Source organism: Limnohabitans sp. T6-5, assembly GCF_003063315.1.
GTDB lineage: Bacteria > Pseudomonadota > Gammaproteobacteria > Burkholderiales > Burkholderiaceae_C > Limnohabitans_A.
Map to the genome: position 1 here is coordinate 1,234,246 of NZ_NERV01000002.1, position 14,935 is coordinate 1,249,180.

Here is a 14,935-nt window from a genome sequence, read left to right on the forward strand (position 1 = left end):
GGTTTGCACCGGCTCATCGCGACGAGGGCGTCGCTCCTACAAAAAACAGAGATCGCCTCTTTGTGGGAGCCCCGCCCCCGGGGCGATGGCTTGTGGTTTGCACCGGCTCATCGCGACGAGGGCGTCGCTCCTACAAAGGAAGCAAGCACCGCTTCTGCGCTCACCAGGTGTCGATGGCCAGCGTGCCATCGGCGGGCCTCACCCGCCCGGCCTCCAACCCCGCCACCAGCCAGTCGCGGGTGGTGGACGGGTCGATGACCGCGTCGATCTCCAGCGTGGCCGCCATGTTGATCGCGCTGCCGTTCTCGTATTGCTGCGCCAGCAGCTGCTCAAACAACGCTTCGCGCTCGGGGCCTTCGGGCAGGGCTTCGAGTTCCTTGCGGTAACCCAGCCGCACCGCACCCTCCAGGCCCATGCCGCCAAACTCGCCCGTGGGCCAGGCCACCGTGCTCAGGGTTTCGTGAAAGCTCCCGCCGGTCATGGCCATGGCGCCCAGGCCATAGCCCTTGCGCAGCACCACGCTGAGCAGCGGCACCCGCAGGTGAGCGGCCGCCACAAACATGCGTGAGACATGGCGCACTTGCGCCAGCACCTCAATGTCGGGGCCGACCATGAAGCCGGGCGTGTCCACCAGGCTCACGATGGGTAGGCCATGCGCGTTGCACAGTTGCATGAAGCGGGCGGCTTTGTCGGCAGCATCGGCGTCGATCGCGCCGCCCAGGTGCAGCGGGTTGTTGGCCATGAGGCCCACCGGACGGCCCGCGATGCGCGCCAGCGCGGTGTGGATGCCCACGCCAAAGTCGGTGCGCAAAGGCAACAGGCTGCCCTCATCGGCGATGCCCTGCATGGCGTTGCGAGTGTCGTACACGCGCACACGGTTTTCGGGCACCACATGGCGCAGCGCCTCGGCGGGCGGTGCTTGCCATTCGGTTTGTGCGCCTTGAAAGCACGACAGGTAATGCCGTGCCGCCGTCACGGCTTGCGCTTCGTTGTCCACCAGGATGTCGATCACGCCGTTGCTGTGCTGCACGGCGCTCGGGCCAATTTGCTCGGGCTTGAAAACGCCCAAGCCCCCGCCTTCGACCATGGCTGGGCCACCCATGCCAATGTTGCTGTCTCGGGTGGCAATGATCACGTCACAGCAACCCAGCAAAGCCGCGTTGCCCGCAAAGCAGCGCCCCGCCACAACGCCCACCACCGGCACCTGGCCATTGAGCCGCGCAAAGGAGGCGAAGGTGGCCAGGTTCAGGCCCGCCACGATGGCGACATCGACATCACCCGGCCGCCCCCCGCCGCCTTCGGCGAACAGCACCACGGGCAACTTGTTGTGCAGCGCCACGCCCAGCATGCGGTCGGTTTTTTGGTGGTTGCGCATGCCCTGTGTGCCCGCCAGCACGGTGAAGTCATAGGCCATGACGACCACGCGCTGGCCATTGATGCAGCCGATGCCGGTGACCATGCCGTCGGCAGGCGTGTTGCGCATGAGGTCGTCGGCACTGCGGCGGCGGCTTTGGGCGGCCACGGCCAGTGCGCCGTATTCGACAAAGGAATCGGGATCGCACAGATCGGCGATGTTCTCGCGGGCGGTGCGCAGGCCAGAGGCATGGCGCTTGGCCACGGCTTCGGGGCGCTGCGCGTCGAGCGTGAAGGCTAGGCGGTCTTGCAGCTTTTGCAGGTCGGCGCGGGGGGCGTCCAGGGCGGCAGGGCTTACAGCGCCATGGGCTGGGGTCTGAGGCGCAACAGGCAAAGCCGACGGCACGGCGGAGGTGGCCGGTGCGTGGGCCTCCGTTTTACGCGCCACTGGCACTGAATCCATCTGCATCCAGCTCGCCAAGACATCCCCCTCACCCACCGTCTCGCCCGCCTGAAAGTACAGCTCGTTCAAGCGCCCGGCATGGGGCGCGCGGATTTCGTGTTCCATTTTCATGGCTTCCAAAATGACCAACACGTCGCCTGCGGCCACGTCCGCGCCGGGGGCCACCAGCCACTGAACCAGTTGAGCCTGCAGGGGAGAATGAATGTTTTGCATGCGGCCATTGTGCGGCGCAGCCCCGCCAGCACCCGGTCAAGTCCGGGACAATTTATTGATCCGGCACGCTGAAGTTTGAAATGTGTGAGACATGTCATCTCGTAGGTCGCTACTCGCAGATTCAGACATGATGGGTTTCGGCACAGGCCCATGTCGGGGTCTTCGACCTCCGACCTACAACATCTTTGAGCATTGAAAACTTCACAGGGCAGAATCAATAGACTGGCTTTTTTTCAACACAACAGACCACCATCATGAACTTCGCCCCCCTGATCGAACTCACCCGCAACGGCGTACAGGAATGCCTGCACCTGGGCGCACTGGCCGTGACCGACACCGAGGGCCGCGTGCTGGCGCAAGTGGGCAACCCGCATTGGCTGTGCTTCACCCGCTCCACCCTGAAGGCCATGCAAGCCCTGCCGCTGGTGCAGTCGGGCGGCGTGGCACATTTCGGCTTCACCCCCACAGAATTGGCCATGATGTGCGCGAGCCACAACGGCGAAGACATGCACGTCGAACAGGTCTCGTCCATCTTGCGCAAAAGCGGCAGCAGCACGCGCCAGATGCGCTGCGGCTGCCATGTGCCTTACCGCTTCACGTTTTTCGACAAGCCCATGCCCGAAGGCTTTGCTTTTGATGAGCGGCATCACAACTGCAGCGGCAAACACAGCGGCTTTCTGGCGTATTGCGTGCAGCACGGCCTGCCCACCGACAGCTACACCGAGGTGGACCACCCCTTGCAGCAACGCATTCGCCAGGCGGTGGCGCACCTGGCCGGACTCAGGGAAGAAGAACTGGCGCTGGGCATCGACGGCTGCTCGGCCCCCAACTACGCCATGCCCTTGGCACGCTTGGCCCGCAGCTATGCCCGCCTGGCGCAACCCGAATCGGACGGCCTGTATGGCGAGAGCCTGACGCAGCTGGGCCAGGCCATGAGCGCGCACCCCGAGCTGGTCTCGGGCACTGGGCGCAACGACGCCGACTTCATGCGCGCGGGTCGGGGCGACTGGGTCACCAAAGTGGGGGCCGATGGGGTGCAGGTGGTGGCCAGCCGTTCGCGGGGGCAGGCCCTGGCCATCAAGATCATGGACGGCAACAAGGCGGCGCTGTTTGCCGCCAGCGTGGAGGCGCTGGACCAACTGGGCTGGTTGGACGATGCACAGCGTGCACAACTGGCCCCTTGGCGTGCGCAGGTGATTTTGAATGTGGCGGGCTTACCGGTGGGCGAGCGACGCAGCGTGTTCAAGCTGCAGCCGGGTGAAGACCATTGAGCCGGATGCCTGGCGCAAGGGCCTGAATCCCCCTTACACCTTCCTCAGGCCAGAACGGCCCCATCGCGGATCAGGCGCGCCTGCAATTGCGTGACGTTGATGTGTTCAAACGCTTGCCCCTCCCGCATCATGGCGGCGGCCGTGCCTGCGGCCTGGCCCATGACAAAGCAGGCCCCGCTGACGCGGGCGGCGGACTGGCCCTCGTGGGTCATGGAAGCGCACCGACCGGCCACCAGCAGATTGTCCACGCCCAGCGGCACCAGCATGCGCCAGGGCAAGTCGTTGTAGACCCGGCCCACCCCCAGATCGGTGTTGTGCGGAAAGCCCCATTCAATGCGCCCTTCGGCGTGGATTTCCAGCGGCCAGGCATTCAGGCCGATGCTGTCTTCAAACACCACCGAATCCAGGATGTCCTGCTTGCTGAGCTGGTAATGCCCCCGAACGCGCCGACTCTCGCGAATGCCCACTTGTGGCGCAATCTCGACGATGTGAGCGTTTGCAAAACCAGGGATTTCGTTTTTCAGGAACGCGAAGAAATCGGCAATTTGCCGTCGCCCTTCGATTTCACCTGCGCTGAGCTGGCGGGCGTCGGTGGCGTCCATGGCCGTGCCCTGGGCATTGCGGATTTGGGTCACGTTCGCGCGCCATTCGCGGGGGTCTTTTTGCGGCCGCAAGATGGCCCCTTCACGCGGAAAACGGTAACGCCCTGGCTGAGCCTGCTGCACTTGGGCCATCCAGTCGTTGATGGCCTGAAACGGCCCCACAGCGGCCAGTGCGGGCTCGGGATCGACCCCGCCAATGCGGAACATGAGCGTGGGGAAAAGGCCACTGCCCTGCCCATCGCCCACCTCGTAAGGCACGCCTGCAAACTTGGCCACATCGGCATCGCCCGAAGCATCGATGACATGCCGGGCCCGCACCGCACAGCGCCCCGATTTGGTCTCCAGCACCAAGGCGGCGATCTGTCTGCCCGACAGGATCACGCTGCTCGCGTGGGCGTGAAACAGGATCTTCACCCCTGCTGCCAACAGCCACTGATCGGCCGCGCATTTGTAGGCCGAGACGTCGTAAGAGCGCACCCGGATGCGGCCATTCATGCCATCTTGCGGCGCATTGAGCCCGCCCAACGACTCCAGCCGGTCCAGCAAGTCGTCCACCACACCGTGCACCACTTGCACCATGTCACCGTCCCGGCGGCCATACAGACCCGCGAAATTGGTGACCCCACCGGCCGTGCCCATGCCCCCCAAAAAACCATAGCGCTCCACCAGCAACACGCGTGCACCCTGCCTGGCCGCACTGACACTGGCCGCAAGACCTGCCGGTCCACCGCCCACCACCACCACGTCAAAGTCACCGAACAGGGGCAAGGCCCGGGCCGACTCCATCAGCGATACGGGTGCTTTCATGTTTTTTTCACTCCAGAGGGCGGCAGGGTGCAACCCCGACCTCTACAAAACCGGGAGCAACGCCGTCGTTCATCAGGAAATCGGGACACCCAGCAATGCACACCAGATGCCATGCGAACTGAAGGCCGATCATCACTCCATGGTCAACCCAATTCGCCGGATGATGGGCGTCATGGTGCGCAGCTCCTGCTGCATGAACTTCTGCAAATCTTCCACCGACCCGCCCAAAGGTTCCATGTACTGGGCGTGCAGTTTGTCCTTGACATCGGGCAGGGCCAGGATCGCGTTGATCTCCTGGTTCATGCGCAAGACGATGTCCTGGGGGGTGCTGGCGGGGGCCATCAAGGCCATCCAGGCGGTGCTTTCAATTTCAGGCAAACCGGCTTCTTTCATGGTCGGGATGTCGGGCGTCAGCTGGCTGCGCTTGGCCGTGGACACCGCCAGGGCGCGCATCTTGCCCGCCTTGACCTGGGGAATCACCGCCACGGCGGGCACGCAGGCGAACTGCACGTCACCCTGCAAAATGGCCGTGATGGCCAGGGGCGAAGACGCATAGGGAATGTGCACCGCAAAGGTGTCGGTCTTGACCTTGAGCAACTCCACGCCCAGCTGGGACAAGCTGCCCACACCGGTCGAAGAGAAGTTGAACTTGCCCGGATTTTTCTTCATGGCATCGATCAGTCCGGCCAGCGAGGTGATGCCCGAATCGGCACGCACAGCGCACACATTGGCCTGACCGCCCGCCAGAATCACCGGCTTCAGCTCGGTGAACGGGTCGTAGGACAGCTTCTTGTAGATGACGGTGTTGTAGACCAGCGGGCCATTGGTGCTGATGAGAAAGGTGTACCCGTCCCCGGCAGATTTGGCCACGACGCCCGAGCCGGTGTTGCCGCCCGCGCCTGGCCTGTTTTCAATGATCACGGCTTGTCCAAGCCGCTGCGACAGCTTGTCCGCCACGATGCGGGCAATGACGTCAGGCGAGGACCCCGGGCCGTAAGGCACCACGATGCGCACCGGTTTGCTCGGCCAGGTCGGCTGTGCCGGGGCCAAGCCTACCAGGCAGGTCAATGTGCCGGCCACAAACAGTTGAAACAGCTTGCGCAGGGTCAACATTTTCATCAGGGTCTGGGTTGTCAAGAGCGTATCTCCTCGGTGATGTCAAACAGGTCTTTTTCACCAGCAATGAAGCCCGCCACCAAAGTCCGGTAGCTGGCTTCAACCACATCGGCAAAGCCCGGAAAACTGGCGGCATGGGCTTCACACAAATGCCGGATGCGCTGAAACACCTGCGCCTGCCGTGCAGGCGCCGCCACCTGAAAGGCGTCGCGTTTGAAACGGGTGGCGTCCTTCACGCACAAGGCACGTTGCGCCAGCAGGGCCACGATCTGTTCATCCAGCGCATCGATTTTCTGGCGCAAGTCCCCCAAAGTGGGGGCCACTTCAAGGTAGTCCGGCTGCTTGAACCGGCGCACCGGGCCTGCGTGCACGGCAGGTTCTTGAGAAGGGTTCAGGGTCATGGGTGATGTGGTCAGGTCTTTTGGGGCACTGTACCCCGTCTTTGAATTCAAGGGATAGGCGAGTCAGGCAACAGCAAAAGGCTACAAGCAGGTACCTCATTCGCTCAGCGCTTGCCAAATATCGCCGTACCCACCCGCACCATGGTGCTGCCCTCGGCAATGGCGGCGGCCAAGTCGGCGCTCATGCCCATCGACAGCGTGTCCAGGGGCAGGCCTTGCGCACGCAACTGCTCGAACAAGACTTTGGCCTGGCGGTGCACGGCGCGCATTTGTGCGTCGGTCTCGGCCGGTTCGGGGATGGTCATCAACCCGCGCAACTGCAGTCGCGGCAAGGCCGCCACGGCCTGCGCCAACGCTGGCAAGTCTGACGGCGACACACCCGATTTGGTCTCGCCCCCGTCCACATTGACCTGGATGCACACCTGCAAGGGCGGCAGGTGTTCGGGCCGCTGCTCGGACAGGCGCTGGGCGATTTTGAGACGGTCGATGCTGTGGACCCAGTCGAAATGTTCGGCCACCAGCCGAGTCTTGTTGCTCTGGATCGGGCCGATGCAGTGCCACTCCAGCGGCAAATCGCGCAGTGCAGCGATCTTGTCCACCGCTTCCTGGATGTAGTTTTCGCCAAAAGCGGTTTGCCCTGCGGCATGGGCCGCACGCACGGCATCAGGGCCCCAGGTTTTGGAGACCGCCAGCAATTGCACGCTGCCGGGCGGGCGGCCCGCCGCTTGGCAAGCGGCCTGGATCTGAGCGTGGACCTGCGCCAGGTTCTGGGCAATCGAAGAGTTCATGGCTTGAGCGTACCAAAACCCGACCGCGCCCACGGTGCAAGCCGCCACGGTGACCACGCGCTGGCGCGCATGCTGCTAAATTCGCTGCTTTTGAACACCCTACCGGAACCTCCATGAGCCAAATCGCCGCCAAAACCTACGAACCCGCCCCCGCCCGCCAAGTGGCCTTTTTGGGCTTGGGCGTCATGGGCTACCCCATGGCCGGGCACCTGGCCCGTGCGGGCCACCATGTCACTGTGTACAACCGCAGCGCCGCCAAAGCCGCCGCCTGGGTGGCCGAATGCCCCGGCAACGCCAGCGCCCCCACCCCGCGCGAAGCGGCTGCGGGTGCCGACATCGTGTTCGCCTGCGTGGGCAACGACGACGATTTGCGCAGCGTGGTGCTTGGTGAAAACGGCGCCTTTGCAGGCATGAAGCCCGGCGCGATCTTCGTGGACCACACCACCGCCTCGGCCTCGGTGGCGCGCGAGCTGTCGGCCCAGGCGCAAAAGCTGGGCCTGCAGTTCATCGACGCGCCTGTCTCAGGCGGACAGGCCGGTGCCCAGAACGGCATGCTCACCGTGATGTGCGGTGGCGATGCGGTCGCTTTTGACAAGGTCAAGCCTGCGGCCATGGCGTTCTCGCGTGCTTTCACCCTGCTGGGCGAGTCGGGCGCAGGCCAGCTGGCCAAGATGGTCAACCAGATTTGCATCGCCGGTCTGGTGCAGGGCTTGTCAGAAGCCGTGGCCTTTGGCCAGCAGGCGGGCCTGGACATGCACCAGGTGTTGGACGTGATCGGCAAGGGCGCGGCGCAAAGCTGGCAGCTGGACAACCGCGGCAAGACCATGGCCGACGACAAGTTCGAGTTTGGCTTTGCGGTGGACTGGATGCGCAAGGACCTGGGTCTGGTGCTGGACGAAGCCAAGCGCAACGGTGCTCGCCTGCCGGTCACCGCGCTGGTGGACCAGTTTTATGCCGATGTGCAAAAAATGGGTGGCGGCCGCTGGGATACGTCAAGCCTGATCCGCCGTTTGCGCTGATTGGAAAAGTCGAACTCTTCGAGTGCCGACCTACAGGCGTTGGTGTTTTGTAGGTCGGTGGTCGTAGACCCCGACATCCGCTTGATCACCCATTCATCTGCACGCGCACCTTGGGCCTGTCAAAACATCGAACTCTTCGAGTGCCGACCTACAGGCTGCGCGGACTGACTGAGGGGTTTATTTGCTCATGGGTGGTTGGCTCAAGCGCTGCAATTCTTCTTCTGAAATTTCTTCAAACACGCGCACGACCTTGGTCACGCCCCCGATGGTGCGGACGATGTCGGTGGCACGTTTGGCTTCGCGCGGCGTTACACGGCCCATCAGGTAGACATTGCCACGTTCGGTGAGCACTTTGAACGCATTGACTTGCAAGTCTTTGGCATCGACAAAGGCCGCTTTGACCTGGCTGGTGGTGACGGTGTCTTTGGAGCGCTGGCTAAAACTGCTGGGCTGGCCCACTGCCAGATCATTGATGACCGACTGAACGTTATCCTGACTCTGGGCCAATTTCTCAGCCCGCTCTTTGTCAGCCGCCGAACGGGCCTCACCGGTCAGCAAGACTTTGCGGTTGAAGCTGGTGACGTTCAAATGCACACGATCACCCAAGTCCTGACCCACGGCGCTGGCCACCTTGAGTTCGATGCCTTCATCTTCTACCTGAGCACCCGTCGTGCGGCGATCTGTGGCCACCATGCCCGTCATCACCGCCCCACCCACCACCAGGGGAACACAAGCACTCAGGCTGGACAAGGCAGCAGCCACCAAGGCACCAGTCAACACCAACGATGAAAAATTGCGTTTCATTTAAACAGACTCCTGCTCACCCAACAGCTGGGTATCAATACCATCACACAGACAGTGCAGCACCAGGTGCTGGACTTCACGAATTCGCGCCACCCGCTCGTGGGGCACACACACATGCACATCGGTCTCGCGCAGCTGGCGAGCCAAGGCGCCGCCGTGTTGCCCCGTCAATCCCAAGACCACCATTTCGCGCTCATGCGCAGCTTGCACGGCTTCGGTCAGAACAGGCTCCGAACCATCCGCACTGATGAGCACCAGCACATCACCGGTATGCCCCAAAGCACGCACTTGTCTGGCCAGTGCCTGACCATCGGGCCAGCTGGTGGCCGTCAGAGCGTCCGCTGACAAGGCCATGGCAGCCAAGCCTGGACGCTCCCGCTCAAACCCACCCACCAGCAAACTGGCCAGGTATTGGGCCAAAGCGGCTGATGGACCCTGCCCTCCGGCCAGCACTTTGCCGCCACCGGTAACGCAGGCCAATACCGCTTGCACGGCTGCATCCACAGGCTTGGCCAGGCCTTCGGCCACTTGGTAGTGCAAGTCTGCACTGTCGATGAAATGCTGTTGAATGCGCAGGTCTAACATATGGCTGTGGATGATACCTGTGCGCACCGGCTTCACTGAGGGGTCTACCCGATTTCCGTATCGGGAAGTGACAAACCATCAGCGGCCTTGCTGCGATCCATCACCCCGCATCAAAAGCCGCCTGCAGCCATTGCGGGCCGCTGGCCTCGATGGTCACCACATCAAAGCGGGTGGGCGGCAAGCGTCGCCACTTGAGCAAATAGTGCTGCGCCGCCAGCACGATGCGCCGCTGCTTGTGAAAGCCGATGCTGGCCGCTGCCCCCCCGTGGTCGCTGCGGCTGCGTTTGCGCACCTCGACAAACACCACCGTGCCGTCGGGCGCTTGCATGATCAGATCGATTTCGCCCCCGCCGCGCCCGGGCGTCCGATAATTGCGCTGCAACAAGCGCAATCCGCGCTCTTGCAAATAGGCCAAGGCCTCGTCTTCGCCCGCGTCCCCCCGGGCTTTGGTGCTGGGCTGACCGGCCGTGTCTTTTTTGAGGAATTGCATTGACTCCGTCTCCCTTGTCCGCGTCTTTTGCCCGAGCACTTGAGGCCGCGCATGACGCCGCCGGATCACAAAACCACCCGACCAGCACACTGTATGTCGTGGCCACCCCGATTGGCAACCTGGCCGACATCAGCTTGCGCGCCCTGCTTGTCTTGCAAAAAGTCGATGTGGTGGCCTGCGAAGACACGCGCCACACCCAGCAGATGCTGCGCGCCTATGGCCTGGATCGCCCCCACGCACAGCTGCTGGCGCTGCACCAACACAACGAGGCCGAAGCCTCTGAAGCGGTGATTGCCCGGCTCTCGCAAGGTGAGCGGGTGGCGTATGTGAGCGATGCAGGCACCCCCGCCATCAGCGACCCCGGCGCCCGTCTGGTGGCCGCTGTGCGCCGTGCCGGTTACCGGGTGCTGCCCTTGCCCGGCGCCAGCAGCGTGACCACAGCCCTGAGCGCTTCGGGCATGACGGGTGAAAACGGCTTTGTCTTCACGGGTTTTTTACCCAGCAAATCGGGCGAGCGGCAACAGGCGGTGCAGGCCCTCGCGCTAGAAAGCCGAGCAGTGGTGCTGCTCGAAGCTCCGCACCGCATCGAAGCGCTGGCGGCAGCCTTGGCGGTGCTGGGCGATCGGCAGATCACGGTCGGGCGTGAGTTGACCAAGCAGTTTGAGCAAATTGAAACACTCAGCGCACAAGACTTGCCCGCCTGGCTGGCCGAAAAACCTGAGCGCCAGCGCGGCGAGTTTGCGCTGGTGCTGCACGATGCCCCCGTGGCACACAACGGGGGCGAAGGCCTGCGGGTGTTGCAGCTGCTGCTGCCCGAGCTGCCCCTGAAAACAGCCGTCAAGCTGGCGGCTGACATCACCGGCGAATCCAAAAACGCGCTGTATGAACAGGCGCTGGAACTCAAAAAGGGTTAACGCTTCAGCGTTTACGCAATCCCAGCCACATCACGGTAGCCACCACCAGCAAGGCGCCCGCCAGCTGCATCACGGCAATCGACTGGCCCAGCAGTGCCCAGGCCAGCACCAGGGCAAACACCGGCTCCACATTCATGATGGCCGAATTACCGACCACGCCCAGCTTGGGCAGCACGGTGAACATGATGGTGAAGGCCGTGCCATAAAGGAAAGTCAGCATGCCCAACCCCCACCAGCCTGCGCTGGCGGTGGGCAGATGAATACCCGTTTGGGTCAGGACCACCACCAGGGCCAGCACCGCCACCGTGCCCATGGTGGTGAAGGTGCGCAAGCGGCCATCCACATCCGCCGCCTCATGCTGGGTCAGCACCAAGGCCAGGCCAAAGGTGGCCGACGCCGCCAGTGCAAACGCCACACCGGCGCCGATTTGCCCCCAATGCTGGGCCGCGCCCAAGCCCGATGCCGCACCCAACACATCCAGCGCCAAAGCCAGACCCAGGAACAAAACGGGCATGGCGAGCAAGACGGCGCGCTCCGGGCGGTGACCGTAGAACAGCCGCGCCCACAAAGCCGTGGTCAAGGGATAAGTGTTGAAAGCCAGCAAAGCCAGCGCCACTGGCAAGCGCGCCACCGACGAATACAGGCAGACGCTCTGCACGGCGATCAGGCCGCCAATGAGCAACAGGAATTTTCTTTGCCGGGAATTGACCTGGAGCACCACTTTTTGCTGCCAGAGGATGAGGGCAAGCACCACAGCGGTGACAGTACTTCGAAAGGTGACGGCAGTGACCACATCGACGCCATGGTTGAAGGCGGTACGGGCTGCCACATGGTTGGCCCCCATCATGAAGGCAATCAACAAAAGTGTCAGAAAACCCGTCAGGGTCAGAGAAGGAAGGGGATGTGAGGGAGAGGGGTGCGACGACATGGGGGCAATTTACCGCCCCATGCGCCGCCTAGATGACATGAAAGCGACTTGGGTCCGAAAAAATCTCAGGCGCCGACCAAATCCTTGTGGCTGCGCTTGTTTTTCAGGCGCTGGGCACGATCCATCGCATCTTTGATGTCATCGCGCTTGATGTCATTGAGGGTTTTGAAATACAAAACACCCAGCACCAAGGAAACCACCACAGCAACAATCATCGAAATCAACATATCAATCTCCTGCAATACCAAAGGCTTCAAAACTAGCCATGGACGTATTATCAGAGAAATCAAATTGAATGCTTCTTAAATAATATTTTCAGTTGTTAAATACTATTAACAACTCTCATCTCAAGCCCCTGCGGGGTACAGGCCCAAGCCACGGGCGTGCAGGCGGCTGAGACCCAGCAAGGCGTCAGTAAAAGGTGTGGGCACCCCTGTCAGTTGTCCCAATTCACGAACGGCCCCGACCAAAGCGTCGAGTTCGACAGGTTTGCCAGCTTTGACATCTTGCAACATGGAAGTTCGAAACGCGCCCAATTTGCGCGTCACCACATGGCGATCTTCGGGTTGCTGCTCAATCGGGATGCCGATGCACGCCCCAATGGCCTTGGCTTCGAGCATGACGCTGGAGATGAAAGCCCGCACCAGCGGATCGTCCATGATCAGGTCGGTGGTGGCCCCGGTGATGGCGCTGACCGGGTTGACGGTCATGTTGCCCCAGAGCTTGTACCAAATGTCTTTTTGAATTTGTGGCGACAGCGTGGCGTTGAAGCCCGCTTGCTGGAGCAAGGCCTGCAAGGCCTGTGCACGGGGCGTGGCTTGCCCGGAAGGCTCGCCCACGATCAGGCCATCGCCAAAGTGGTGGCGGATCAGGCCGGGTGCATCGACCGAGCAGCTGGCATGCACCACGCAACCGATGATGTGCTGCGCTGGCAAGGCACGGGCGATGGTGCCATCGGGGTCCACGCTGTTCAGTGAGCGGTCCGCGACCGGGCCACCAAAGCCTTGCAAGAACCACCAGGGCACGCCGTTCATCGCCGTGAGCACCACAGTATGAGGGCCGATCAGCGGGCCCACCTGCGCGGCGACTGAGGCCAGCGCAGGCGCCTTGACAGAGATCACCACCAGGTCCTGCACGCCCAATGCAGCCGCGTCGTTGGATGCGGTCACCGGCACGGTGTGCAGCGTACCGCCCTGGTGCAGCTGCAGACCGTTCTTTTGCAGAGCAGTCAGGGTGTCACCCCGCGCCAGCACGCTCAGCTGCGCACCCGCTTGCGCCAGGTGCACACCTATCCAGCCGCCAATGGCGCCTGCGCCCACAATGGCAATTTTGTTGAATTTCACGTCATTCCCTTGGTCGTTCATGCGCGCCACCCGGTGTCGATGCGGTCTACCTGACGGACCAGGGCGTCAAACACATCTTGTCCAGCGCCATGGCTGGGGTTGAACTGCAGCGCATCGCGAGTGCATTTGGCGGCGATGTCTTCGGGCACCGGGATCGGCTGGCCCATGCTTTGTGTGGCCAGCTGGATCTCGCAGGCGCGCTGCAGTGTCCACAAGATCGCAAAGGTTTGGGGCAACGTGTGCCCCCAGGTCAGCAGGCCGTGGTTGCGCAAGATCACAGCCGGCTTGTTGCCAATGCTTTGCAGCACGCGCGGCCCCTCTTCGCCATGGATGGTGATGCCCTCAAAGTCGTGGTAGGCCACCATGCCGTGCAACTGGGCCGAGTAGAAGTTGCTTTGCGAGAGACCGTCTTTGAGGCAAGCGACTGCCACGCCCGCCGTGGTGTGGGTGTGCATCACGCAGTGCGCACCCTCGATGCCGCCGTGCAGCGTGGCATGCACCACGAAACCGGCCGGGTTCACCTTGTGGGGCGAGCCATCCAGTACCTCGCCTTGCATGTTGATCTTGACCAGGTTGCTGGCCGTGACCTCGCTGTAGTGCAGGCCAAAGGGGTTGATCAGAAAGTGTTTCTCGCCCCCCGTGGCGCTGTCAGGCAAGCGCAGCGTGATGTGGTTGTAGATCATCTCGGTCCAGCCGAGCATGGCGAACACGCGGTAGCAGCTGGCCAGCTGGAGCCGCGCCTGCCATTCATCAGGGTGCATGTGACCTGGTGCAGGCACATCGGTGGGCACGGTTTTCAAAACGGCATTCATGGCGCGAACTCCAGAGGTCAATCAAAAACTCAAGCCTCGGCAGTGAAGCCGATGGTCTTGACGATGGGGGCCCACTTGGCGGTGTCCTTGCGGATCAACTCGGACAACTCGGCGGGCGTGCTCGACATGGCTTCCAGGCCGAAAGTAGCCAGGCCGTCCACCACGTCCTTGGAGGCCAGCGCGACCTTGACCGCCGCGTTCAAGCGCGCCACCACGTCCGGGCTCGCCTTGGCGGGCAGGAAGAAAGCAAACCACTCGCTGTGCACCATGTCCTTGAGGCCCTGCTCGACGTAGGTGGGCACATTGGGGGCAAAACGGTTGCGCTTGGCGCCCGACGTGGCCAGGATGCGGACCTTGCCCGTGGGCAGGTGCTGGGTGATGTCGCCGATCGGGCCGCTGACGGCGGCAATCTGGCCACCCAGCAGATCCAACATGGCGGGCTGCGTGCCGCGGTAAGCCACGTGCTTGATCTCGACACCCGCATGGCGGCCCAGCAAGGCGCCCACAAAGTGCGGTGTGGAGCCTGCGGCGGGCGAGCCGAAGTTGGCGAGTGTGGGGTTGGCCTTGGCCCAGACCATGAAGTCATTGATGTTCTTGACGCTGTCGGGCACGGCAGGGCCCACGGCAAAGCCGAAGTCGAACACACAAGCGATCGACACGGGGCTCAGGTCGGTGGCCGGGTCGTAGCTGAGCTTTTTGTAGATGTGCGGGTAAATCGTCAGCATCGAGGTGGGCGTTTGCAGCATGGTCGCGCCGTCGGCAGGCTGGCTTTTGACGAACTGGATGGCGATCTGGCCGCCCGCGCCGGTCTTGTTTTCGACCACCGCGGCCTTGGCGTAGCTGCCGGTTATGCGCGTGGCCACGCGGCGGCAGGTGGTGTCCGAGGTGCCGCCAGCGGCAAAGCCGGTGACGATCTTGAAGCTCTCGATCTGGGCCTGGGCCATGACCTGCTGGCCCAAGCTGGCCAACAAAGCACCAGCGCTGGTGGATTGAACGAATTGACGACGGGAAATGCTCATGGAAGTC

15 protein-coding genes and 1 pseudogene are annotated in these 14,935 nt (G+C 62.8%); 3 read left to right on the forward strand and 13 right to left on the reverse strand.

Going from position 1 to position 14,935, the window contains the following annotated elements; translation table 11 throughout:
• Positions 1-160: 160 nt before the first annotated feature.
• Positions 161-2,047: pseudogene (locus B9Z51_RS11450) on the reverse strand (carboxyl transferase domain-containing protein); the annotation flags it as partial.
• Between the two features lie 236 nt (positions 2,048-2,283).
• On the opposite strand from B9Z51_RS11450, the gene B9Z51_RS11455 reads away from it, so the two are divergent.
• Positions 2,284-3,300: an asparaginase gene (locus tag B9Z51_RS11455; RefSeq protein ID WP_108374630.1), complete on the forward strand. Its 1,017-nt coding sequence runs from the start codon at positions 2,284-2,286 to the stop codon at positions 3,298-3,300.
• A gap of 44 nt (positions 3,301-3,344) precedes the next feature.
• Here B9Z51_RS11455 and B9Z51_RS11460 read toward each other — a convergent pair whose 3' ends face one another.
• The 4 genes from B9Z51_RS11460 to B9Z51_RS11475 all read right to left on the reverse strand — a co-directional run bounded on the left by B9Z51_RS11460 (position 3,345) and on the right by B9Z51_RS11475 (position 7,014).
• Positions 3,345-4,709 carry an FAD-dependent oxidoreductase gene (locus B9Z51_RS11460; protein WP_108375009.1) on the reverse strand — a complete coding sequence of 455 codons (1,365 nt, stop codon included), beginning with the start codon at positions 4,707-4,709 and terminating at the stop codon, positions 3,345-3,347.
• Between the two features lie 132 nt (positions 4,710-4,841).
• Positions 4,842-5,846, reverse strand: a complete 1,005-nt coding sequence (locus tag B9Z51_RS11465; RefSeq protein WP_233254930.1) for a tripartite tricarboxylate transporter substrate binding protein — start codon at positions 5,844-5,846, stop codon at positions 4,842-4,844.
• Entirely contained in the window at positions 5,843-6,226 is a 384-nt protein-coding gene (locus B9Z51_RS11470; protein WP_108374632.1) for a chorismate mutase, read from the reverse strand. Before B9Z51_RS11470 ends, B9Z51_RS11465 begins: the two co-directional genes overlap by 4 nt.
• 104 nt (positions 6,227-6,330) lie before the next feature.
• The gene (locus B9Z51_RS11475) at positions 6,331-7,014 is read right to left on the reverse strand and encodes a YggS family pyridoxal phosphate-dependent enzyme (protein WP_108375013.1); all 684 of its coding nucleotides are present in this window, start codon (positions 7,012-7,014) and stop codon (positions 6,331-6,333) included.
• A 113-nt stretch (positions 7,015-7,127) separates the two neighbouring features.
• On the opposite strand from B9Z51_RS11475, the gene B9Z51_RS11480 reads away from it, so the two are divergent.
• Positions 7,128-8,033 carry an NAD(P)-dependent oxidoreductase gene (locus B9Z51_RS11480; RefSeq protein WP_108374634.1) on the forward strand — a complete coding sequence of 302 codons (906 nt, stop codon included), beginning with the start codon at positions 7,128-7,130 and terminating at the stop codon, positions 8,031-8,033.
• A gap of 177 nt (positions 8,034-8,210) precedes the next feature.
• Here B9Z51_RS11480 and B9Z51_RS11485 read toward each other — a convergent pair whose 3' ends face one another.
• From B9Z51_RS11485 to B9Z51_RS11495, 3 genes are all read right to left on the reverse strand, one after another.
• Complete coding sequence (locus tag B9Z51_RS11485) at positions 8,211-8,837, reverse strand: BON domain-containing protein (RefSeq protein ID WP_108374636.1); 627 nt, start codon at positions 8,835-8,837, stop codon at positions 8,211-8,213.
• Positions 8,838-9,422: an SIS domain-containing protein gene (locus B9Z51_RS11490; RefSeq protein ID WP_108375015.1), complete on the reverse strand. Its 585-nt coding sequence runs from the start codon at positions 9,420-9,422 to the stop codon at positions 8,838-8,840. It lies immediately after the preceding gene.
• Between the two features lie 100 nt (positions 9,423-9,522).
• Positions 9,523-9,912: a YraN family protein gene (locus B9Z51_RS11495; RefSeq protein ID WP_108374638.1), complete on the reverse strand. Its 390-nt coding sequence runs from the start codon at positions 9,910-9,912 to the stop codon at positions 9,523-9,525.
• A 14-nt stretch (positions 9,913-9,926) separates the two neighbouring features.
• Here B9Z51_RS11495 and rsmI point away from each other — a divergent pair, with 14 nt between their 5' ends.
• Entirely contained in the window at positions 9,927-10,826 is a 900-nt protein-coding gene (gene rsmI / locus B9Z51_RS11500; protein WP_108374640.1) for a 16S rRNA (cytidine(1402)-2'-O)-methyltransferase, read from the forward strand.
• A gap of 4 nt (positions 10,827-10,830) precedes the next feature.
• Here rsmI and B9Z51_RS11505 read toward each other — a convergent pair whose 3' ends face one another.
• The 5 genes from B9Z51_RS11505 to B9Z51_RS11520 form a co-directional block, all read right to left on the reverse strand.
• On the reverse strand, positions 10,831-11,754 hold the full coding sequence (locus B9Z51_RS11505) for a DMT family transporter (RefSeq protein ID WP_108374642.1): 924 nt from the start codon (positions 11,752-11,754) through the stop codon (positions 10,831-10,833).
• A 65-nt stretch (positions 11,755-11,819) separates the two neighbouring features.
• Positions 11,820-11,981 carry a hypothetical protein gene (locus tag B9Z51_RS18425; protein WP_158272876.1) on the reverse strand — a complete coding sequence of 54 codons (162 nt, stop codon included), beginning with the start codon at positions 11,979-11,981 and terminating at the stop codon, positions 11,820-11,822.
• Between the two features lie 120 nt (positions 11,982-12,101).
• Positions 12,102-13,118: a 2-dehydropantoate 2-reductase gene (locus tag B9Z51_RS11510; RefSeq protein ID WP_108375017.1), complete on the reverse strand. Its 1,017-nt coding sequence runs from the start codon at positions 13,116-13,118 to the stop codon at positions 12,102-12,104.
• Positions 13,115-13,909 carry a class II aldolase/adducin family protein gene (locus B9Z51_RS11515; RefSeq protein ID WP_108374644.1) on the reverse strand — a complete coding sequence of 265 codons (795 nt, stop codon included), beginning with the start codon at positions 13,907-13,909 and terminating at the stop codon, positions 13,115-13,117. Before B9Z51_RS11515 ends, B9Z51_RS11510 begins: the two co-directional genes overlap by 4 nt.
• Positions 13,910-13,938: 29 nt before the next feature.
• The gene (locus B9Z51_RS11520) at positions 13,939-14,928 is read right to left on the reverse strand and encodes a Bug family tripartite tricarboxylate transporter substrate binding protein (protein ID WP_108374646.1); all 990 of its coding nucleotides are present in this window, start codon (positions 14,926-14,928) and stop codon (positions 13,939-13,941) included.
• Positions 14,929-14,935: the final 7 nt, after the last annotated feature.